Annotated in this window: 22 protein-coding genes; 13 read left to right on the top strand and 9 right to left on the bottom strand. The window is 62.9% G+C overall.

The genetic code is table 11. The features are described 5' to 3' along the window. Positions 1-6: 6 nt before the first annotated feature. From JWR51_RS07955 to JWR51_RS07935, 5 genes are read right to left on the bottom strand one after another with little or no spacing between them, the layout of a single operon-like run. Positions 7-882 carry an isocitrate lyase/phosphoenolpyruvate mutase family protein gene (locus tag JWR51_RS07955; protein ID WP_299746029.1) on the bottom strand — a complete coding sequence of 292 codons (876 nt, stop codon included), beginning with the start codon at positions 880-882 and terminating at the stop codon, positions 7-9. Positions 883-886: 4 nt separating this feature from the next. Continuing rightward, complete coding sequence (locus JWR51_RS07950) at positions 887-2410, bottom strand: MmgE/PrpD family protein (RefSeq protein WP_299746027.1); 1524 nt, start codon at positions 2408-2410, stop codon at positions 887-889. Positions 2411-2465: 55 nt separating this feature from the next. Next, on the bottom strand, positions 2466-3953 hold the full coding sequence (locus JWR51_RS07945) for a tripartite tricarboxylate transporter permease (protein ID WP_299746025.1): 1488 nt from the start codon (positions 3951-3953) through the stop codon (positions 2466-2468). Between the two features lies 1 nt (position 3954). After that, entirely contained in the window at positions 3955-4485 is a 531-nt protein-coding gene (locus tag JWR51_RS07940; protein WP_299746023.1) for a tripartite tricarboxylate transporter TctB family protein, read from the bottom strand. Further along, positions 4475-5395, bottom strand: coding sequence for a tripartite tricarboxylate transporter substrate-binding protein (locus JWR51_RS07935; protein WP_299746214.1), 921 nt, complete (start codon positions 5393-5395; stop codon positions 4475-4477). The genes JWR51_RS07940 and JWR51_RS07935 overlap by 11 nt, the downstream gene beginning before the upstream one ends. Positions 5396-6122: 727 nt before the next feature. Here JWR51_RS07935 and cysD point away from each other — a divergent pair. Beyond that, the gene (gene cysD / locus JWR51_RS07930; RefSeq protein ID WP_299746020.1) at positions 6123-7031 is read left to right on the top strand and encodes a sulfate adenylyltransferase subunit CysD; all 909 of its coding nucleotides are present in this window, start codon (positions 6123-6125) and stop codon (positions 7029-7031) included. 13 nt (positions 7032-7044) lie between these two features. Next, a complete protein-coding gene (gene cysN, locus JWR51_RS07925; RefSeq protein WP_299746017.1) occupies positions 7045-8925 on the top strand; it encodes a sulfate adenylyltransferase subunit CysN in 1881 nt (626 codons plus the stop codon). 137 nt (positions 8926-9062) lie between these two features. Here cysN and JWR51_RS07920 read toward each other — a convergent pair whose 3' ends face one another. Beyond that, positions 9063-10490, bottom strand: a complete 1428-nt coding sequence (locus JWR51_RS07920) for a mannose-1-phosphate guanylyltransferase/mannose-6-phosphate isomerase (protein WP_299746013.1) — start codon at positions 10488-10490, stop codon at positions 9063-9065. A 130-nt stretch (positions 10491-10620) separates the two neighbouring features. Next, the gene (locus tag JWR51_RS07915; protein WP_299746010.1) at positions 10621-11871 is read right to left on the bottom strand and encodes an ROK family protein; all 1251 of its coding nucleotides are present in this window, start codon (positions 11869-11871) and stop codon (positions 10621-10623) included. Between the two features lie 206 nt (positions 11872-12077). Between JWR51_RS07915 and xylF the strand changes: the two genes are divergently transcribed. The 11 genes from xylF to JWR51_RS07860 all read left to right on the top strand — a co-directional run bounded on the left by xylF (position 12078) and on the right by JWR51_RS07860 (position 20797). Beyond that, positions 12078-13121, top strand: coding sequence for a D-xylose ABC transporter substrate-binding protein (gene xylF, locus JWR51_RS07910; RefSeq protein ID WP_299746007.1), 1044 nt, complete (start codon positions 12078-12080; stop codon positions 13119-13121). A 76-nt stretch (positions 13122-13197) separates the two neighbouring features. Then, the gene (locus tag JWR51_RS07905) at positions 13198-14517 is read left to right on the top strand and encodes a sugar ABC transporter permease (protein WP_299746005.1); all 1320 of its coding nucleotides are present in this window, start codon (positions 13198-13200) and stop codon (positions 14515-14517) included. A gap of 13 nt (positions 14518-14530) precedes the next feature. Further along, a complete protein-coding gene (locus tag JWR51_RS07900; protein WP_299746003.1) occupies positions 14531-15313 on the top strand; it encodes an ATP-binding cassette domain-containing protein in 783 nt (260 codons plus the stop codon). Positions 15314-15428: 115 nt separating this feature from the next. Continuing rightward, positions 15429-16094 (top strand): DUF1345 domain-containing protein, encoded by a 666-nt coding sequence (locus JWR51_RS07895; protein WP_299746000.1) that lies wholly within the window; start codon positions 15429-15431, stop codon positions 16092-16094. 1 nt (position 16095) lies between these two features. Further along, the gene (locus JWR51_RS07890) at positions 16096-16527 is read left to right on the top strand and encodes a hypothetical protein (protein ID WP_299745998.1); all 432 of its coding nucleotides are present in this window, start codon (positions 16096-16098) and stop codon (positions 16525-16527) included. Positions 16528-16641: 114 nt separating this feature from the next. Beyond that, positions 16642-17769, top strand: coding sequence for an S-(hydroxymethyl)glutathione dehydrogenase/class III alcohol dehydrogenase (locus tag JWR51_RS07885; protein WP_299745996.1), 1128 nt, complete (start codon positions 16642-16644; stop codon positions 17767-17769). A gap of 3 nt (positions 17770-17772) precedes the next feature. After that, complete coding sequence (locus tag JWR51_RS07880) at positions 17773-18315, top strand: MOSC domain-containing protein (RefSeq protein WP_299745994.1); 543 nt, start codon at positions 17773-17775, stop codon at positions 18313-18315. 57 nt (positions 18316-18372) lie between these two features. Further along, a complete protein-coding gene (locus tag JWR51_RS07875; protein ID WP_299745992.1) occupies positions 18373-18867 on the top strand; it encodes an antitoxin Xre/MbcA/ParS toxin-binding domain-containing protein in 495 nt (164 codons plus the stop codon). Then, positions 18864-19373 (top strand): RES domain-containing protein, encoded by a 510-nt coding sequence (locus tag JWR51_RS07870; RefSeq protein ID WP_299745990.1) that lies wholly within the window; start codon positions 18864-18866, stop codon positions 19371-19373. The genes JWR51_RS07875 and JWR51_RS07870 overlap by 4 nt, the downstream gene beginning before the upstream one ends. 9 nt (positions 19374-19382) lie before the next feature. Next, positions 19383-19862 (top strand): YaiI/YqxD family protein, encoded by a 480-nt coding sequence (locus tag JWR51_RS07865; protein ID WP_299745988.1) that lies wholly within the window; start codon positions 19383-19385, stop codon positions 19860-19862. A 59-nt stretch (positions 19863-19921) separates the two neighbouring features. Next, positions 19922-20797 (top strand): polysaccharide deacetylase family protein, encoded by an 876-nt coding sequence (locus tag JWR51_RS07860; protein ID WP_299745986.1) that lies wholly within the window; start codon positions 19922-19924, stop codon positions 20795-20797. Here JWR51_RS07860 and JWR51_RS07855 read toward each other — a convergent pair. Beyond that, on the bottom strand, positions 20794-21183 hold the full coding sequence (locus tag JWR51_RS07855) for a hypothetical protein (RefSeq protein WP_299745984.1): 390 nt from the start codon (positions 21181-21183) through the stop codon (positions 20794-20796). The genes JWR51_RS07860 and JWR51_RS07855 overlap by 4 nt on opposite strands. Next, positions 21183-21935: a 23S rRNA (guanosine(2251)-2'-O)-methyltransferase RlmB gene (rlmB, locus tag JWR51_RS07850; protein ID WP_299745982.1), complete on the bottom strand. Its 753-nt coding sequence runs from the start codon at positions 21933-21935 to the stop codon at positions 21183-21185. The genes JWR51_RS07855 and rlmB overlap by 1 nt, the downstream gene beginning before the upstream one ends. Positions 21936-22034 lie beyond the last annotated feature (99 nt).

The raw sequence follows: 22034 nt of genomic DNA, 5'->3' as shown, positions 1-22034 counted from the left end.
CATCCTTCAGCTATCGGCGTAGCGCTTCTCAAGTTCATCGAACAACGGCTTGTTGACCAGGCGTTGCCGCTCCTTGAAGCTGGCGACGGGGCCGGCTTCGTCAAGCGCGCCATCGCTCTTGAGTTGGCCCAGGGCCGCCTGCATGCCATAAATCGCGCCTTGCAGGGCGACATTTGCGTAGAGCACCAGCGAAAATCCCATTCTGTCGAGTTCTTCGAGCGCCAAGATCGGCGTGCGTCCGCCCACGACAAGATTGACCAATTGGGGCGTGCCCTTGAGCTGAGCTGGAATGTTGCGGATTTCCTCCAAGCTTTCAGGGGCTTCAACGAAGGTGATATCTGCGCCGTCCTCGATGAAGGCCTGCGCGCGCTCGATGGCGGCGGCGAAGCCCTGGGTGGCGCGCGCATCGGTGCGGGCGATGATCAGCAGGTTTGGGTCCTGCCGCGCGTCGACCGCCGCTTTGATGCGGCTGCGAGCCTCGCCAATGTCGACCACGTCCTTGCCCGAAAAATGACCACAGCGCTTGGGGTTAACCTGGTCTTCAAGCTGAATGGCGCTGGCGCCAGCGCGCTCCAGCGTGCGGATAGTATGGCGGACATTGAGAGCATTGCCGAAGCCGGTATCGGCATCGACCACGATCGGCAGATCGGTGGTGTCACGGATGGTGGCGGTGTGCTGGGCGATCTCGGGCAGGCTGATGAAGCCGAGGTCAGGCATGCCGAGGTAGGTGTTGGTGAGGCCGGCGCCGGAGAGGTAGATGGCCTCGAACCCCAGATCGGCGATGATGCGGGCCGCCAGCGCGTTGGCGGCGCCGGGCATCAGCACCGCGCCACCCTTTTCCAGGCGAGTGCGAAAGGCCTTGTTGATCTCGTGATTGAGCATGGGTCTACTCCAGGCCAGAATCGAAAATGCCCTGGCCGGTTGGCCGGTCAGGCGTAACGGCGCCGGCCGGGAGCGCCGGCAGCAGGGCCTCGAGGCCTTTGGTGTCGAGGTTTTTGAACCCCTTGGCGGCGGCGAGGAATGCCTGGCGTTCGGCTTCGTCCAGCATGCCGCGGGTCAGGGTTTCGAACTTGCTGGCATAGTCCGGCCAGGTCCAGGGGTGGGCGCCATTGGGATGCGCATCGGCCACGGCGCGTTCGCCCACAATGGTGCGGCCGTCGTTCATGGTGATGGTGATCTTGCCGCCAAAGGCGCGCTTGGCCGGATCGGGATCGAGATAGCGCGTGGTCCATTCGGGGTCTTCCACCGTCCGGACCTTGTGCCACAGGGCAACGGTCGAAGGCGTTCTGGCGCGCTCGCGGGTATAGCTATCGACGTGGTGCCATTTGCGGTCTTCCAGCGCCACGGCCAGAATATACATGATCGAATGGTCGAGCGTTTCGCGGCTGGCCTCCGGATCGCTCTTTTGCGGATCGTTGGCGCCGGTGCCGATGACATTGTGGGTGTGATGGCTGGTTTCGAGCAGGATATCGCGGACCTGGCTCAGATTATCGATTTGTCCTGACAGCTCGATGGCCATGTCGATCAGCGCCTGCGCCTGATATTCAGCGGAATGGGCCTTGGTATAGGTCTCCAGGATGCCGCGCGGGCTCTCACCGGGGGCGGGCAAGTAGACGTCGTAGCGGCTGTCGGCCCCGCCCAGCATCCAGGCCAAAACCGATTCTTCGCCCTCATAGATCGGGGAAGGGGACGCTTCGCCGCGCATGGCGCGGTCGATACATTCGATGGCCAGCTTGCCGGAGAAGCCGGGCACATAGGCCTTCCACGAGCTGATCTCGCCCTTGCGCGATTGCCGGGTGGAAAACGACAGATGCACGGCCTGGTTGACGGCCTGGAAAATGGTTTCGGCCGGCAGGCCCAAGAGTGCGCCGATGCCGGCAGTGGTTGCCGGCGCCAGATGCGCCACGTGGTCCTTCTTGTATTTGTGCAGCGAGATCGCCTTGACCAGCGCGACATGGACTTCATAGCTGACGGCAATGCCGCGCGCCAAGGCCGCGCCGTCCAAGCCCATCTGCTGGGCAACCGCGATCAACGGTGAGATGGCGTCGCCGGGATGGGAATAATCGGCGGCCAGGAACGTGTCGTGGAAATCCAGCTCGCGCACCGCCGTGGCATTGGCCCAGGCGGCCCATTCGGCATCGACCCGCGTGCCGACGCCAAGGCCATAAAGCGTGGCCCCCGCCTTGCGCGGATGCGCCAGCGCCATGGCGCGGGCGGCGGCGACAGGGGCGCGATTGATGGCGGCCAGCCCGACGCTGGCATTGTCGACGATGCGGCAGGCGATCATTTCCACCACGTCGGCGTCGAGCGGGCCGCAATCGGCGGCGAAGCTGGCAATGTGCCAGGCCAATTGCTGCTCGCGCGGCAGATTGGCGGCTGAGGGGTGAACCTGGACGGTATGCTTATTCATTGCAGAACGAACTTTCTTGGAACTTCAGGAATGCCGGTCCAGCGGACCGGCTGGATCACGCATTGGCCTTCAGGCGCTTGAGCACGAAAGGCACCAACAGAAACAGGACGGCGATTGTGAGCATGATGGCCGACAGGGGCGTCGAGGCCAGCACCAGTGGATTGCCCTGGGCGGCGGCCAGGGCCGTGCGCAGCTGCACCTCGGCCATCGGCCCCAGGATCAGCCCGATCAGCACCGGCGCGATGGGGAAATCGTAGACCCGCATGACGTAGCCAACGATGCCGATGGTCACCATGACGATCAGGTCGATGACCTGTCCCGACAGCCCCCAAATGCCGATCATGGCGAACACCAGGATGCCGGCATAGAGCTGCGGGCGCGGGATCAGCAGCAGCTTCACCCAGATGCCCACCAGCGGCAGGTTGAGCACTAGCAGCATGACATTGCCGATATAGAGCGAGGCGATCAGGCCCCAGATCAGCTCGGGGTTGGAGGTGAACAGGAACGGCCCCGGCTGCAGCCCGTAGTTCTGGAATGCGGCCAACAGCACGGCGGCGGTCGCCGAGGTGGGCAGGCCCAGCGTCAGCAAGGGCACCAGCATGCCGGCCGCTGCGGCATTGTTGGCCGCCTCGGGACCGGCGACGCCTTCAATGGCGCCGTGGCCGAATTGTTCGCTGTGCTTGGAGAGCTTTTTCTCCAGGGTATAGGACAGCATGGTGGGGATTTCCGAGCCGCCGGCGGGCAGCGCCCCCATAGGGAAACCCAAAGCGGTGCCGCGCAACCACGGCTTCCATGAGCGCTTCCAGTCCTCCTTGGTCATCCAGGCCTGGCCCTTGAGGGTGATTACGTCGCCCACGCCGGGGCGATAGCGGCTGGCGACGTAGAGGATCTCCCCGACTGCGAAGAGCGACACCAGTACGACCGTCAGATGGATGCCGTCGAACAGGCCAGAGACCCCGAAGGTCAGGCGTGCCGCGCCGGTCATCTTGTCGATGCCGACCACGCCAAGCCCCAGTCCGAGGAACAGCGCGATAAAGCCGCGCACCCGCGAGGTGCCCATCACCACTGCCACCGAGGTGAAGGCGAGGATGATCAGCGCGAAATAGTCGGCGGGCTTAAAATAGAAGGCGATTTCGGCGATGAATGGGGCGGCAAAGGTCAGCAGGATCGTGGCGATGGTGCCGGCGACGAAGGAGCCGATGGCCGCGGTCGCCAGGGCCGCGGCGCCACGACCGGCGCGGGCCATCTTGTTGCCCTCCAGCGCCGTCATCATCGAGCCGGCTTCGCCGGGCGTATTAATCAGGATCGAGGTCGTCGAGCCGCCGTACATGGCGCCATAGAGCACGCCGGCGAACATGATGAAGGCAGAGGTCGGGGCCACGGAGATCGTCACCGGCAGCAGCAGCGCGATGGTCAGCGCCGGGCCAATGCCGGGCAGCACGCCGATGGCGGTGCCGAGCACCGAGCCGAGCAGCGCCCACATCAGGTTGGTGGGCTGAAGCGCCACCGAGAAGCCTTGCAGCAGCAGTTCAAAGGATTGCATGTCAGAACCCCGCAAACGGCAGGAAGCCACCGAGCTGCAGCCCGAGGCGGGTGAACAGGAACCAGGCCGCAGAGCCCAAGACGGCGCCATAGACCAGGTCGAGCAATGGCTTGCGCGAGGCAAAGGCCCGCGCCACCAGGGTGAACGAGAGCATGGCCGTGATCGGCAGGCCCAACGGGTTCATGGTGAAAATCGGCAGGATGACGGCAACCAGCGCGGTGCCCAGCGCCACAGGATTGGCCTTCTCGTCACCAGTGGCGTCTTCGGCGTCCTGGGCCTCGAATTGTTCGCCCCGCGCGATCTGTACCAGCAGCATCACGCCCAGGATGACAAGGCCGCCCCCCGCGATGGTGACAAACAGGCCCGGGCCGATGCCGGCATAGCGCGCGCCTTGCGCCAGGGTGGAGGTGCCGTAAAGGCAGACGCACCCCAGGGCGATGACGCATAGCCCCAGCCACCAGGGGCGAGGGGCGGCGCGTGCGCCGTCCCCCGTCCCGGTCTGTGGCAGACTGGTCTCTGGATTATTCGACAAGTCCGGCGTCCTTCAGGACAGTGCCGATCCGTGTGGTTTCGTCGGCGATGAAGGTGCCGAATTCGGCGCCGCCGAGGTAATTCTGGGCCCAGCCCTGGGTTTCCAGCACCTTGTGCCACTGGTCGCTGTCGTTCAGCTTTTTGAAGTTCTCGACCCACGTCTGGTAGTTATCTTCTGGCATGTCGGGCGAACCCAGCACACCGCGCCAGTTGCCGATCTCGACGTCAAAGCCGGCTTCCTTGAAGGTCGGCACATCGACGCTGGCCTGCCGCTCGGCGGCCGTGATGCCCAGGATGCGGATGCGGCCCTGTTCGGCGAACTGGGTGAATTCGGAAACGCCCGAGAAGCCTGCCGCCAGCGTGCCATTGATGATGCCGGTCACGGTTTCGGCGCCGCTGGCCTGCGGGATGTAGTTGAGGGCGTGCACATCGACGCCGCCGGCCTGGGCCAGCAGAGCCAGAGCGATCTGATCGACGCCGCCGGCCGAACCGCCGCCAACCGCGACTGCGCCGGGATCAGCCTTGAGCGCTGCCACGAAGTCGGCCAGCGTCTGGTAGGGCGAGTCAGCCTTGACCGCGATCACGTCATATTCCGTCGTGAGGCGGGCGATAGGGCGGAAATCGGCGAGCACGATGGGCGACTTGTTCATGTCGATCGCGCCGACCGTGATGGCGCCGAAGATTGCCAGCGCATCGGCCTTGCCGGTCTGCGCATTCTGGAACTCGGCCAGGCCGATCGTGCCGCCCGCGCCGCCGGTATTGGTGAAGTTGACGCCGCCAGTATAGATGCCGGCATCGATCATGGCCTGCATCGCCTGGCGGCCGGTGCCGTCCCAACCGCCGCCGGGATTGGCCGGCAGCATGACACTGACCTGGGCATGGGCTGTGCCGGTCGCCAGCGCGGCGAACATCGCCAACGGCAGCAGTTTTTTTCAAATTCATTTTTGTCTCCTCCTTGAGCATTGCGCAGGTTGAGCGGCCTAGGTGTTCCTTAGCCCCTTGCCTGAATCGATCTTTGACAAGTCCGTCCCAGCATTATTGTCGACAGAATTGGCCAAAGACTAAGCACATGTGATCAAACTGATGTCAATGGCTGTAATTTTGTTGACAGAAGTGGTTCGGGCATAACGCGGCTCGGTGTCAGGGCGAACAATGCGCAGCTAATGGGCTGGGGTGGTCACAATCCGGGAATGGCGTCGGAGCAGGAGGGCGCAAGGGGACCACTGCTGCCGCCGCAATCGCGCGTGTCTTGGTTGATCGAGCCTGCTCCAGAAACGCAAGGGGCCGGGAGCTAAGCTGCCGCCCCGCCTGTGCAAGTGCGTTCCGCATGCAACGGACTTCTCGTCCACAGCCACTTCAAGGCGGCGGGCCAGTAACTTGATTTAGTTTGTAAAGTTTTTACGGCGCGAAACTTTTTTTCTAACCGAGGTCCGAACCGCGTTGGCGGGTCACTCCCGTGCGGAGCTGCGTGGATAATTCGGCCACGTTCGTGCCTCGGCATGGTGCATTATTCTGAACGCCTCGTAGGCGCGGACCCGGAGGCCAGTTTCGCCTTGCTCGCCGGGCCTTGCGCGCATAACCACCAAGGTTGAAGCCGCGCGTGACCAACGGGCGAAAAATTCAGCCGGGGATGGCCAATTGACGTCCGACAAAATGACCCACTTGCGCGCGCTTGAGGCCGAGAGCATCGAAATCATGCGCGAGGTCGCTGCCAGTTTCGAGCGGCCGGTGATGATGTATTCGATCGGCAAGGATTCCAGCGTGCTGCTGCACCTGGCGCGCAAGGCGTTCTTTCCCAGCAAGATCCCGTTTCCGCTGCTGCACATCAATACAACGTGGAAATTCCACGAGATGATCGCCTTCCGTGACCGGATGGCGGAGCAATATGGGTTCGACCTGATCAGCCACACCAATCCCGAGGGATTGGCGCAGGGCATCAACCCGTTCGATCATGGCTCGTCGCGCTTCACCGATATCATGAAGACACAGGCGCTGCGGCAGGCACTCAATGCCGGGCGCTATGATGCGGCCATTGGCGGCGCCCGGCGCGACGAAGAGAAGAGCCGCGCCAAGGAGCGGGTGTTTTCCCACCGCAATGCCCAGCACGCCTGGGACCCCAAGAACCAGCGGCCAGAGCTTTGGCGGGTGTTCAATACCCGCCTGAACCCCGGCGAGAGCATGCGGGTCTTCCCGATCTCGAATTGGACCGAGCTGGATATCTGGACTTACATCTATTCGGAAAACATCGAGATCCCGTCGCTGTATTTCGCCCGCAGCCGGCCGGTGGTCCAGCGCTCGGGCACACTGATCATGATCGATGATGATCGCTTCCGCTTCGAACCTGGCGAAAAGCCACATGACGATGTCGTGCGCTTCCGCACGCTGGGCGATTATCCGCTGACTGGCGCCATTCGCTCGACGGCCGACGATCTGCCCTCGATCATCATGGAAATGCAGGCTAGCCGAACCTCGGAACGCGAGGGGCGGCTGATCGACAGCGACTCCGTGGGGTCGATGGAGAAGAAGAAGCAGGAAGGCTATTTCTGAGATGACGCTCTCGATGGCAACTCCCGATACCGATATCGACCTGTGGCTCAGCCAGCAGACGGACAAGTCGCTGCTGCGGTTTTTGACCTGCGGCAGCGTCGACGACGGCAAATCCACGCTGATCGGCCGCCTGCTTTATGACAGCCAGTTGATCCTCGACGATCAATTGGCCAGCCTCAAGAAGGAGAGCCGCAACCGCACCACGGGCGATGAAGGCATCGATTTTTCGCTGTTGGTGGATGGGCTGGCGGCCGAGCGGGAGCAGGGCATCACCATCGACGTTGCGTATCGGTTTTTCTCCACCGACAAACGCAAATTCATCGTCGCCGATACGCCGGGCCACGAGCAATATACCCGCAACATGGCGACCGGCGCCTCCAATGCCGAGCTGGCGCTGGTGCTGATCGATGCGCGCAAGGGCGTGCTGACGCAGACGCGGCGCCACAGTTTCATCCTGTCGCTGATCGGCGTGAAGCATGTCGTGCTTGTGATCAACAAGATCGATCTGGTGGACTACGACCAGGCGGTGTTCGACCGCATCGAGGCCGAGTATCGCGCCTTCGCGGCGCCGCTGGGCTTCAAGACGCTGGCTGCCATCCCGGTGTCGGCGCTGCGCGGCGACAATATGCTGGCGCAGAGCAAGCATACGCCTTGGTACAATGGTCCGTCGCTGGTGCCGTATCTCGAGACCATCGATGTCAGCGAAGATCTGTCGGCGCAGCCGATGCGGTTTCCAGTGCAATGGGTCAATCGGCCGAACCTCGATTTCCGCGGGTTTTCCGGCACTGTTGCGTCGGGCCGGGTTGCTGTCGGCGAAGAGCTGCTGATTGCTGCATCGCGCAAGCCGGCCAAGGTCGCACGTATCGTCACGATGGATGGCGATTTGGACCACGCAATTGCCGGGCAGGCGGTGACGCTGGTGCTGGATCGCGAAGTCGATATCTCGCGTGGTGATGTGCTGACCCATCCGGGCGAGACGCCGGAATTCTCAAACCAGTTCCAGGCACGCGTGGTCTGGATGAGCGAAGAATCGGCGTTTCCGGGGCGCTCTTATCTGCTCAAGATCGGCTCGCAGACGGTTCCGGCGACGATTACCGATCTAAAATTCCGCACCAACGTCAACACGTTGGAGCAGACGGCGGCGACCAAGCTTGACCTCAACGAGGTCGGTACGCTGACCATCGCCACCGACAAGCCGATTGCCTTCGATCCTTATGCGTCCAATGCTTTGACCGGTGGGTTCATCCTGATTGACCGGCTGTCCAACGCCACGCTGGGCGCCGGCACGATCGAATTCGGCCTGCGCCGGGCGCAGAACCTGACCTACCAGTCATTCGACGTGAACCGGCAGGTGCGCGGCACGATGAAGGGCCAGCAGCCGCAGGTGGTGTGGTTTACCGGCCTGTCCGGCTCGGGCAAGTCGAGCATTGCCAACCTGATCGAGAAGCGCCTGACCGCCGAGGGCCGCCACGCCTATATCCTGGATGGCGATAATGTGCGGCATGGGCTCAACAAGGATCTGGGCTTCACCGAGGCCGCCCGGGTGGAAAATGTCCGCCGGGTCGCCGAGGTGGCACGGCTGATGGCCGACGCGGGACTAGTGGTGCTGGTGTCGTTCATTTCGCCGTTCGCCAAGGAACGGCAATTGGCGCGCGAGATCGCGGGGGATATCCCGTTCACGGAAATCTATGTCGATACACCGCTCGAAGTGTGCGAAGCGCGCGATCCCAAGGGGCTCTATGCGCGGGCGCGGGCCGGGGAAATCAAGAATTTCACCGGCATCGATTCCCCGTTCGAGCCGCCCAAGACGCCCGATATCGTGCTGCATGGCGCGATCAGCACGCCGGAAGAACTGGCCGAGCAGCTTTATGCTAAGCTGGTGATCGCGCCCTGATATTTCTTCAGCTCTCCTTGGAGAGGTCGGCGCGCAGCGGCGGGTGAGGGGCCTTTGGCAAACTCCTCACCCAGTTAAGGCCCCCTCACCCGACCCAAGGGGGTCGACCTCTCCCCCAAAGGGAGAGGTGAGGAAGTTCAGGCCCGGCCGAACTCATCCTCGATGCGGATGATGTCGTCTTCGCCCAGATATGAGCCGGTCTGGACTTCGATCAGTTCCAGCTCGATCTTGCCGGGATTGGCCAGGCGGTGGGTGCAGCCGAGCGGCAGGTAGATCGACTGGTTTTCGCTCAGCATGGTGACCTTGCCGTCGAGCGTCACCTCCGCGGTACCGCGCACGACCACCCAGTGCTCGGAGCGGTGGTGGTGCTTTTGCAGGCTGAGCTTCTTGCCCGGCTTGACGAACAGGCGCTTGACTTGGAAGCGCTCGCCGCTGACCACGGAGGAATAGCCGCCCCAGGGACGATAGGCGGTCTTGTGAATTTCGGTCAGCGCTGCGGTGTCGGCCTTGCCGCGCAGCACCTTGACCATGGCGCCGACTTTCTGCGCCTCGGAAAGCTTGCCGATATAGATGGCGTCGTCACTTGCGATCACCGCGATATCGTCGAGTCCGTCGATGGCGACGTGGGCGTGATCCGTCATCACCAGTGAGCGGCTGACATTGTTGAGCGTGACGGCGCCGCTGGTAACGTTCTCGGCCGCGTCCTTGCTGCCGACTTTCCAGACCGCGTCCCAACTGCCGAGATCCGACCAGTGGAAGCTGACCGGCACCACGAGGGCGTCGGCGGTCTTTTCGAAGATGGCATAGTCGACCGAGATATTGGGTGCCTGTGCAAAGGCGGCCTCATCCAGGCGCACGAAATCCAGATCGATCTTGGCGTGCAAAACCGCCTCATTGGCGGCGGTGTAGGTGTCTGGCGAAAACGTCTCGCATTCCGCGAGAAATTTGCTGGCGCCGAGCATGAACATGCCGGAATTCCAGAGGAAGCCGCCGCTGGCCAGCATGTCTTCGGCGGTCTCACGATTGGGCTTTTCGACGAAACGATCAACGGCGTTGACGCCGTCGCCGACGCTCTGGCCGGTCTTGATGTAGCCATAGCCGGTTTCCGGCATGGTGGGCACGATGCCGAAGGTCACGAGCTTGCCGGCCCGGGCAGCCTCGGCGGCGCGCTGGGCGGAGATGGCATAGCCCTCGTCGACCAGAACGTCATGGTCGGACGGCAGCACATGCAAGATGGCATCGGCGCCGAAATTGGTCATCGCGTAGGCGGCAGCTGCGGCGATGGCGACGGCGGTGTTGCGAGCCACCGGCTCGAGCAACACGCCGCCGAGTTCGCAGCCAATTTCCAGCGCCTGCTCGGCGACGAGGAACCGGTATTCGGCATTGGTGACGATGATGGGCTTGTCGTAGACCGAACGATCGCTGACGCGCTGCAACGTCGCCTGGAACAGGCTAGTCGGGCCGGTCAGCGGCAGGAACTGCTTGGGCCGAGCGGCCCGCGACATCGGCCATAACCGCGTACCCTGGCCACCGGCAAGCACCACAGGCACAATCAATTTCGTCATGGAGGCTCCGGGAAGGCTAGGGTCGATACCAACAGATGTTCGCGGCTTCTATATTACGTCCACGGTGGTTTCGTGGCAGAAATTTGTGCGCAGCTGAAAAGCCTTAACAGCTACCGGCAATGAAGGTTGCCTAGCCGGCCGAGCGCTCGGTGCCGCGCGACGACGTCGGCAGCGCGGCGAACTCGGCCTGGTCGATCTCGTTGAGGGCCTTCATCATCAGGCCGCGGAAAATCGGCTCCTTTTCGTCGCGATGGGCAACGATGGCGGGGAGGCCGTTGACGCGACAGACCAGCGCGCCGGCCAGTGCGGTTTCGATTTCGGTGCGCATCAGTTCGAACGACCGGGCGCCCGGTCCGACGATCAGGATATGGGAGGGGTCGAACACCGCCATCATGCGGCTGAGCCCGAAGCCGATGGCGCGACCGGCGATGTTGAAGGCGTGGGTGGCGCTGCGGTCGCCGGCTTCGGCGCGCTGGATCAGGTCGTCATATTGTTGCGGCGGCACCGATGGGGCAGGGGTGGTGGTCTCGGGCACCGAATAGGCGGTGCGCAACACGCCGTAGTCGGAGGCATAGGCCTCGATACAGCCACGCATGCCGCAGCGGCACAGCGCGCCATTGGGCGTGTGGTTCATATGCCCGAACTCGGTGGTGCCCTCGCTGCCGCGACCGAGAATTTCGCCCGGAAAGGTCATGCCCATGGCAACGGTCGACCCGACAAACACCGTAGCGACGCTGGCGTCATGCAGGTCCGGATTGAGCCAGCGCGTGCCCTCGGCGAGCAACCGGCCGCGCTTGTAAAGCGTCACCGGCAGATCGAATGCGTCCGCCAGGCTATCGGCGAATGGCGTGCCCGCCAGATGGGCGATGGGCGACCATTTGAGGCTGCGTCCATCGCGATCGAGAATGCCCTGCACAGAAATGGCGATCCGCCGCAGAGTCTTGGCTTCGAGGGGATTGCGCGTGCGCAGATACTCGATCCGTTCGCGCAGGAATTCGCCCGGCGCAATGGTGGCGAACAGAGTGGGCGCCAGCGGCAGGTCGATACGGTCCACCAGCGTACCACCATAATCCACCAGCGACAGGCGGGCGCGGCTGACTTCGATTTCGAACAGTGCGGCATAGGCGGCGGTGCGGTTGAAGCCCATCCTGACGGCGGGGCGGCCACGCGTCTTGGCATCGGAGTTTGGCGTTTCCGCCAGTTCGGTAACGATGTGCTGGGCCAGCAGATCCTGGGTGATCGCGGTCATGCTGGCATGGCTGAGGCCTGTCTGCGAGGCCAGAACGGTGCGCGAGAGGGGGCCATGAACGCGCAGGGCGCTCAGGACCAGGCCACGGTTTTGCCGCCGGACGCTGTCGCTATCGCTGACAAATCGCGTCAAGCGGCTTTCCCCATCAGAACTTATCCCCTTGGCTATCGATAGCGTACTCAGTCGATTATTTCGAGTATCGAAATGATGTTGACAGACGTACGTACCTCATGCGAATTGTTTTTTCGAGCATTGAAAATAATGCTCAGGGCGCTGGAGGGGCCCCGCTGGGCTATTCGCCAGCAATCGGGCGGGAAACCGCCAAATGGGAGGACATCATGAACAAATTTCTCGCGGTCTTGCTCTGCACGACCGTCATTTCCAGTGCTGCCGGCGCCGCTCTGGCGCAGGACAAGCTGACCGTTGGCGTGTCTTGGAATAACTTCCAGGAAGAACGCTGGAAGACCGACGAAGCGGCGATCAAGGCCGTGCTCGACGCCGCTGGCGCGACCTATATTTCGGCTGACGCCCAGTCGTCCGCCGGCAAGCAGTTGACCGATATCGAAAGCCTGATCAGCCAGGGCGCCGATGCCATCATCGTGCTGGCACAAGATAGCGATGCCGTCGGTCCCGCCGTCGCGGCCGCTGTCGCTGAAGGCATTCCGGTGGTCGGCTATGACCGCCTGATCGAGAACCCGGACGCTTTCTACCTGACCTTCGACAACAAGGAAGTCGGGCGCATGCAGGCTCAGGGCGTGTTCGCCGTGCAGCCGACCGGCAACTATGTCTTCATCAAGGGCAACGGTGCCGATCCCAATGCTGACTTCCTGTTCGAAGGCCAGATGGAAGTCTTGAAGGCCGCCATCGACTCCGGCGCTATCAAGAATGTTGGCGAAGCCTATACGGATAACTGGAACCCCGAAGTCGCCCAGGCGAACATGGAACAGTTCCTGACCGCCAATAACAACGAAGTCGACGCCGTCGTCGCCTCCAATGACGGCACCGCAGGCGGCGCCATCGCGGCGTTGACCGCTCAGGGCCTGGCTGGTTCCGTGCCGGTTTCGGGCCAGGACGGCGATCATGCCGCCCTCAACCGTATCGCGCTCGGCACCCAGACCGTATCGGTCTGGAAAGACGCTCGCGAACTGGGCAAGAAGGCCGCTGAAGTGGCGCTTGAGCTTGCTGGCGGCACGGCGCTTGACGCTGTCACCGGCGGCACCAAGTTCTCGGGCGGGCCAAAGGGCGTCGAGATGAACTCGTTCTTCATCGCTCCCGTCGCCATCACCAAGGACAACCTCAACGTCGTCATCGACGCCGGTTGGGTGACCAAGGATGTCGTGTGCCAGGGCGTCGCTGCCGGCACTGTTGCAGCCTGCAACTAAGAACGCGCTATAATCTGATCGAACTGGCGGTGCCGTGGCCTCAGCCGCGGCACCGCTGTAAATGGGGGACTCTATGATGGCTCATCAGCCTGCGGTTTCAACTGCCGCGCATCCAAGCCGGCACGTCACTAATCCGCTGCAGCGCTTTCTGGCTGCCACCGAGCTCGATACGCGCCTGCTCGGCATGGTGGGGGCCCTGGCCATTATCTGGATCGGCTTTCACATTTTTTCGGGCGGGCTATTCCTGACGCCGCGCAACCTGTGGAACCTGTCGGTGCAGACCGCCTCCGTGGCGGTAATGGTGACCGGCATGGTGCTGATCATCGTCACCCGTAATATCGACCTGTCGGTCGGCTCTATCCTCGGCCTTGTCGGCATGGTGATGGGTGTGATGCAGACCGATATCCTGCCCAACCAGCTCGGGTTGGGCCTCGGTCATCCCATGATCTGGGTGCTGTCGCTGGCCGCCGGCCTGATCGTCGGCGTCGGCATCGGCGCCCTGCAAGGCGTCATCATCGCCTACCTCAAAGTGCCGGCCTTCATCGTTACGCTGGGTGGCTACCTGGTGTGGCGCGGCGCCGCGTGGTGGGTCACCATGGGCCGCACCGTGGCGCCGATGGATGTGCGATTCCAGTTGATGGGCGGCGGTCCTGCCGGCTCGATCGGGTTCTTCTGGAGCTGGGTGGTCGCGGCCATCGCCTGCGTCGCCATTCTCGTGGGCCTCTATTTCGGGCGCAAGCAGCGCCTGCGCTTCAATTTTCCGCTGCGGCCGATCTGGGCTGAAATCTCGCTCGGCGTCATCGGCTGTGGCCTCGCCATTGCGGCTGTCTGGGTGGCCAATGCCTATCCCTGGCCGCGCCGCATCGCCGAGAATTTCGCTGCCGCCAATGGCATCACCATTCCTGAAGGCGGGCTGTTCATCTCGCACGGCATCGCCATTCCGGTGCTGATCGCGGTCGGCGTCGGCGTGGTGATGACCTTCATCTCCATGCGCACCCGCTTCGGTCGCTATGTCTTCGCCATGGGTGGCAATCCCGAGGCGGCGGAACTGGCGGGCATCAATACCCGCTGGGTGACCGTCAAGATTTTCATGCTGATGGGCGGGCTTTGTGCCATCGCCGCGGCAATCTCGTCGGCCCGCCTCAACGCCGCGACCAATGCCCTGGGCACGCTCGACGAGCTCTACGTCATCGCTGCGGCAGTCATCGGCGGCACCTCGTTGGCCGGCGGCGTTGGCACTATTGCCGGCGCGCTGCTCGGCGCCCTGGTCATGCAATCGCTGCAATCCGGCATGGTGCTGATGGGCATGGATAGCCCGCTGCAATCCATCGTCGTTGGCATCGTCCTCGTCTTCGCGGTGTGGCTCGACACGCTGTACCGTCGTAACAAGAATTAGGGAGTCCTTGATCATGCTGGACACCAGAACGCCGCTCGTCGAAATGGACGATATCTCGATCTCCTTCGGTGGCATTCGAGCCGTCGATCGGGCCTCGATCGATCTTTATCCCGGTGAAGTCGTGGGCCTGTTGGGCCATAACGGCGCCGGCAAGTCGACGCTGATCAAGATCCTGTCAGGCGCCTACAAGCGCGATACCGGCTCGATCCGCATCAACGGCAAGGACGCCACGATCAACAACCCGCGCGATGCCAAGGGCTATGGGATCGAAACGATCTACCAGCAGCTCGCCGTGGCAGACAATGTGGACGCGGCCGCCAATCTGTTCCTCGGGCGTGAACTGGTCACCTCCATCGGCACGCTCGACGATGCGGCAATGGAGTCCAAGGCGCGCGAAGTGATGGGGCGGCTCAATCCCAATTTCCGCCGCTTCAAGGAGCCGGTGAAGGCATTGTCCGGTGGGCAGCGGCAGTCGGTCGCCATCGCCCGCGCTATCCTGTTCAATGCCCGCATCCTGATTATGGACGAGCCCACGGCGGCGCTCGGCCCGCAGGAAACCGCCCAGGTCGGCGACCTGATCAAGCAGCTCAAGGCCGACGGCATCGGCATTTTCCTGATCAGCCACGATATCCACGACGTGTTCGACCTCGCCGACCGCGTGGTGGTGATGAAGAACGGCCAGGTGGTGGGCAGCGCCCGCACCGAGGATGTCACCAAGGATGAAGTCCTGGGCATGATCATCCTGGGCAAGGTTCCGCCCGGCGCTACGGCGGGGCCGGGCGCGCTCGAGGACTGACCGTCGGCATCGCCAGTCTGCTGCGAAAAGCGGTATCCAGGGTTCGGTAGCGCGTTCAAAGGTTTGACGGCCCGACGGAAGGGGCTATCCTCATCTGAACATGGTGAGGACTGGCATGGTCTTGGGGCGCTATCGGCGGCATAAGGCGTTCTATATCGGGCTAGCCGCGGGCTTCGTGGCGCTGGTGGCAACGTTCTTTGTCCTACCAGCGCAGGCAATAGTATGGGGGGCGAACGCGTTCTTCATCGCCTATCTGGCGGTGAGCCTGGCGCTTTTCCCGCGGGCCAGCGCGGCCTTTCTCAAAAGCCACGCGGACGAGGAGGATGCGCCGGTCTGGATCATCTTCGTGGTGACAGCGGGGGTGATTGTCGCGTCGGTGATCTCGCTGTTCCAATTGTTGAACGCCGACGGACCGGGCGACGCGTTCCGGCTGATCGTGACGGCGGTTTCGGTGCCGCTGGGCTGGTTCACCATTCACGCGATGGTGGCTCATCATTATGCCTACGAATATTACGACGTGCCTGAGGCCAGCCCGGGCGGAAAACGGGACAAGAAGGCCGTGGTCGGCGGGCTCGACTTTCCCACCGGCGAGGAGCCGGACGGCGGCAGCTTCCTCTATTTTTCCTATGTCATCGGCATGACCGCGCAGGTCGCAGACGTCTCGGTGACCTCGCGAGCGATGCAGCGGATCGTGCTGTTTCACGGCATTTTTTCGTTCTTCTTCAACACGGTCATCCTGGCAGCGACGGTCAATGTGGCCGTCACACTCGGCGGAGTCTGAAATGAAGCTACCTATTATCGGACTGATGCTCGGATTGATCGCTGCGCAACCAGCGATTGCCGCGCCGCTGGCTCTATTGCAGCCTGCCGCCCGGCTGGATGCCGAAACGCTCGAAGCCGCGCGCTTCGATTGGAAGTCTGCCGGGCTTGGCTATGTCGGCGTCTGGGCCCATGACGCCGCCAGCTGTGCCCTGATCGACACCGCTCCCTATGACGGTTTCCGCATCATCACGCCAACCGCGATCGCGTCCTACGCATCCACCTGCAGCATCGAGCGGTCGGAAAAGACCAGCGACGGCTTCGCGCTTAGCGGCATCTGCGAGGGCGAGGGGGAGCGCAATCCGACAGTGACGCAGATACGCATCATCGACGACGAAACCATCAACCAAGACGACGCAGACGGCGATCTGGTGCGCTGCCACTTGCCGGATTGATTCCGGTAAGGCTGGCAAGTGGTTGAGGCTGGGTAGCATTCTGTCTCCCGCCTGGCGTTGTTTGTCCTGCTGCGCCATGCCAAAACGAACACCAGTGATTTGAGGAGCCGCACTATGAAGTCCCGCGCCGCCGTCGCCTTTCAGGCTGGAAAACCGCTTGAAATCGTTGAAGTCGACCTGGACGGCCCCCGCGCCGGCGAGGTGCTGATCGAAATCAAGGCGACCGGCATCTGCCATACCGACGATTTCACCCTGTCCGGCGCCGATCCGGAGGGCCTGTTCCCGGCCATTCTGGGCCATGAGGGCGCAGGCGTCGTGGTCGAGGTTGGCGCGGGCGTTACCAGCCTCAAGGTGGGTGACCACGTTATTCCGCTTTATACGCCAGAGTGCCGCGAATGCTATTCCTGCCGCTCGGGCAAGACGAATTTGTGCACCGCGATCCGCTCGACCCAAGGGCAGGGGCTGATGCCCGATGGCACCTCGCGCTTCTCCTACAAGGGCCAGCCGCTGTTCCACTACATGGGCTGCTCGACCTTCTCCAACTATACGGTCTTGCCCGAAATCGCCGTCGCCAAGATCGACGCCAAGGCCGCCTTCGAGAAGGTTTGCTATGTCGGTTGCGGCGTCACCACCGGCATCGGTGCGGTCATCAACACCGCCAAGGTCGAAATCGGCGCCACCGCCGTAGTGTTCGGTCTGGGCGGCATCGGCCTCAACGTCATCCAGGGCCTGCGACTGGCCGGCGCCGACATGATCATCGGCGTCGACCTGAACAATTCCAAAAAGGCCTGGGGCGAGCGCTTCGGCATGACCCACTTCGTCAATCCCAAAGAGATCGACGGCGATATCGTCCCCCACATCGTCAGTATGACGAAACGCCGGGGCGACCTGATCGGCGGGGCCGATTACACCTTCGATTGCACCGGCAATACCACGGTGATGCGCCAGGCGCTCGAATGCAGCCATCGCGGTTGGGGCAAGTCGGTGGTGATTGGCGTAGCCGCGGCCGGACAGGAAATCTCCACCCGCCCGTTCCAGCTCGTCACCGGCCGCACCTGGATGGGCACCGCCTTCGGCGGCGCCAAGGGTCGGACCGACGTGCCGAAAATCGTCGACTGGTACATGGCCGGCAAGATCGAGATCGACCCCATGATCACCCACACCCTGCGCCTCGAGGACATCAACAAGGGGTTCGAGCTGATGCGCGCCGGCGAAAGCATCCGCAGCGTCGTGGTGTTCTAGTTCATGAGCGGGCGCGTCGTTTCAGTCAGCCTGTCCGCGCGGCATAACTTCAGCAAAGACCGCGTTCAATCGGTTCGGCTGCTGCAGGGCCTCGGCATTGAAGGCGATGCGCATGCCGGCGTCACGGTCCAGCATCGCTCGCGTGTCGCGGTGGACCCAAGCCAGCCCAACCTGCGGCAGGTGCACCTGATTCACGCCGAACTGTTTGATGAGCTGACCGGGAAGGGGTTTGCGGTGGTGCCGGGAGATCTTGGCGAGAATATCGCCACGGCTGGTATCGACTTGCTCGCCCTGCCGCGCGGCACCGTATTGCGATTGGGCGCGGAGGCGGTGGTTCAAGTCACGGGCCTCCGCAACCCCTGCAGCCAGATCGAGGCGTTCCAACCGGGCCTGCTGGCCAATGTGATTGGCAAGGACGACACGGGCGAGATCGTGCGCAAGGCCGGTATCATGAGCATCGTCCTGGCCGGCGGCGTCGTGCACGAAGGCGATGTCATTGCCGTTGAATTTCCCGCACTCCCGTATCTCCCGCTGGAACGGGTCTGAGGTTGCATTCCCTTCCGTCACGTGTCATATATTTTACGACACGTGACGGAGGCGACGATGACCCAAATTGCGATAGCTGGTTTTGATGAGGCGCAGACTCCCTTCGAGGCGGGCGATGTCAGTCACGTCGCTGCGCTGCTGGGCGGGCGCCGGGTGCTCAAGCATACCTTGAGCGGTCCCTTGGACGCCCATGAAATGCTGTTGGCCGGCCTGCCCGGCGAGGCATTGACCCATCTGGAACGCAGCCTCAAATTTCTCGATGCGGCCGCCTTTGAAAAGGCCATTGGCATGAGCGTGCGCACCGTGCAGCGCCGCAAGGCGGATCCGAGCCAAGCGTTGAACACCGAACAAAGCAACCGGACCTGGAAGTTCGCCGAAATTCTGGCCAAGGCCAGCGGGGTCTTTGGTGGTCAGCGACACGCCGAGGAATGGCTCAGCGAGCCGGCAATCGGCTTGGATGGCCGTAAACCCATCGACCTGTTGGCCACAGCAGCAGGCACCGAACTCGTCGAGGTCTATCTCGGTCAAATCGAATATGGGGTCTATGTGTGAGCGCACCGCTGCCCGCCCTTCTGGGTGGAACCGAGCTGGTCGCGTGGCGCCTCGACGCCCAACAATTCGCAGCTACCTGGGACAGCGGGGAGGGCGCTTACAGGTACGGCGGGCGCTGGAGCAGCGTCGGCGTACGGGCGGTGTACTGCGCGCTCGACGCGTCAACGACCATTCTGGAAGTGGCGGTGCATCGTGGCTTCAAGCGCATGGACACGATAGCCCATAGCTTGACCTCGCTACGGATTATCGATCCCGCTGACGTGCACGTCGTTGATGCCGAAAGCCTACCCAATTCCAATTGGCTGCGCACCGGCATGCCGAGCGCCGGGCAACAATCGTTCGGCGATGCTCTGTTGCGAACCCACAAATTCGTGGCCGTTCCCAGCGTCGTTTCGCCCAATAGCTGGAACCTATTGTTCGTGGCTTCCACGGCCGATGGCCGGTACACCTTGCGTTCGCAAGAGGGCTTTGCCCTCGATACCAGACTTAATCCGCCCCTGGCCTGATCGAGACCCATGCCCAATCCTCAAATTTACGTCGATGCCGATGCCTGTCCCGTCAAGGACGAGGCGCTGCGCGTGGTCGAGCGGCACGGGCTGGTGCTCATCTTTGTCAGCAATGGTGGCATAAGGCCGTCGCGCGATCCGATGGTGCGCGTCGTCGTGGTGCCGCAGGGCGCCGACGCTGCCGATGACTGGATTGTCGAGCAGGCGCAGGCCAATGACATCGTCCTGACCGCCGACATTCCTCTGGCTGGGCGGGCGCTCGCCGGCGGCGCGCACGTGCTCGGCTTTACCGGCAAGCCCTTCACCCAGGCCTCGATCGGCATGGCGCTGGCCATGCGCGAACTCAACCAGCACCTGCGCGAAACCGGCGAAAGCAAGGGCTACAATGCCAGCTTTCGGCCGGCCGATCGTTCGGCCTTTCTCAGCGCTCTCGATACACTGGTGGTGAAAGCAAAGCTCGCCGCCGGCCCGGAAACGTCCGGCCGCTGACGCAAAATTAACCATAATCGCAAAAACTGGCTCTGTGGTGATGGTGCAGAGTTCAGGTCGTGTTGCTTTCGCGTTTTGTCATTGTCGCCGCCCTGGCGAGTGTGCTGCTTGGGGGATGTGCCAAGCCACCGAGTTCGCGCCTGGAATTTGCGGCCTCGGCCCCAGAAATAACCGGCAGTGTTCCCCAGTTGGTCCCGGCAAGCTATCCGCAGGCCATGCCCGACCGATTGTTTTCGCGTGGCCCGTTGAGTGGGCGCACGCTGACCGTCGCATCCACCGCCGATATCGTCCTGCACCCCGGCGAAGTCATCCTGACCTTCGATGACGGTCCGCGCGCCGGGCGGACCGATGCAATTCTCGACATTCTCGATCGCTACAACGTCAGGGCCAGCTTCCTGATGTTGGGCCGCGCCGCCGATGCGCATCCCGAACTGGTGCGGGCGGTGGCGGCGCATGGCCATACGATCGGCAGCCACAGCTATGACCATGCCGACCTGTCCAAGCTGACCGGCCAGGCGGCGCTGGACGACGTGCTCAGGGGCGAGAGGGCGATTTCGCGGGCGCTGGCCGGCAGCGGCGCGACGCTATCGCCGTTCTTCCGCTTTCCCTACCTGGCACAGACCGGATTCCTTCGTACCAATATGGCGCAGAACGACATGGTGGTGCTGGACGTCAATATCGACAGCAAGGACTACTATTCCGAGAACCCCGACCAGATCATCGCTCGCACACTGCAGCGGCTGGAGGCGCGTGGCAGCGGCATCATCCTGTTCCACGATATCCATGCGCGCACTGTCGCGCTGCTGCCGGAGTTCCTCGCGCAACTGGGTGAGCATGGTTATTCGGTGGTCCGGCTGGTGCCGCGCGATCCAGGCGTGTTCGGCCGCGATGTCATCACCGCCGAAGCGCCGGTGACGGGGCCGCTGCGCTTCTAGTCCTCGGACTCTTCGACGTCGGTAAGATAGACCGAGACTTCGATATCGATGTCGTGGCCGGCGACGGCGGCGACCATGTGGGCGGGCAGGCGGGTCGACATCGCCTCGCCCTCTTCGGGGAAGTCGAAGGCAATATCGAGCACGGCTTTGCCGATTCGACGATCTGCAAGCATGGCCGCAACGGCCGGCCCGCAATGCTCCGCCAGTTCCAGCACCGCGCGGACCGGATTGTCCACGTCCACGTCGATCTGGGCGTAGGAGCTATCCGCGTCATCCTCGGGCTCGAAGCGGCTGGTCAGGCGCTTGAGCGCCCCATCAAGCTCCAGTTGTCCCACTCGGACGCCCGACAGGCGCAGGGCGATGGCGAAGGGTTCGAAGAGCGACATCAGGAACGTCCGGCAGTGGCCGCGAACAAGGCGATGGCGGCGGCGTTGGAGACATTGAGCGATTTGATCGGGCCGGGCATATCGAGCTTGACCATCTCGTCGCAGAGTTCGCGGGTGCGCTGGCGCAGGCCCTTGCCCTCGGCGCCCATGACGATCGCCAGCGGCACGTCGCCGCTGCGGGGCTTGAGCTGGTGTTCGCTTTCCGAATCAAAGCCCAGCACTAACATGCCGCGCTTCTTGAGAGTTTCGATGGCGTCCCCGAGGTTTTTTACCTCGATCATCGGCACCAGATCCAGAGCGCCGGAGGCGGATTTGGCCATCACGCCGGTCTCTCGCGGTGAGTGGCGTGCCGTGGTGATCACCGCATCGGCGCCGAAAGCGCAGGCGGTGCGCAGAATCGCGCCGACATTGTGCGGGTCGGTGATCTGGTCGAGCACCACAACCAGGCGTAAGGGATTGATATCATTGAGTCCGAACCGGCTGACGGGGTCGACCTCAAGGGCCGCGCCCTGGTGCACGGCGTCGTCGCCGAGCAGGCGGTCGAGTTCCTTGGGCGTGGTCTCCTTGACGGAAACCTTGCCGATCTCGCCGGTTTCCTTGAGCCTGTTCAAGGCGTTAGGCGTGACCAGCAGCACTTTCTTGGTGCGGTTGGGATTATCCAATGCGGCGCGCACGGTGTGCAGGCCGTAAAGATAGACCGGACCGTCATCGGGATCGTAGCGTGGCTTGGCGGGAAATTTGTTGAAGCTCATAGGGCAGGGGTAGCGCCTTTGGGCGGGGCCAGCAAGCCGCTCCGGGTGCCTATATGAACAAGCATGCTGGATTTCTTGCGGGCAAGTTGCAACAGCAGT

The sequence above is a fragment of the Devosia sp. genome (assembly GCF_028290625.1).
In the GTDB taxonomy this organism is placed as follows: domain Bacteria; phylum Pseudomonadota; class Alphaproteobacteria; order Rhizobiales; family Devosiaceae; genus Devosia.
The sequence above is the reverse complement of the archived record's forward strand: the minus strand, read 5'-3'. Positions and strand labels throughout refer to the sequence as shown.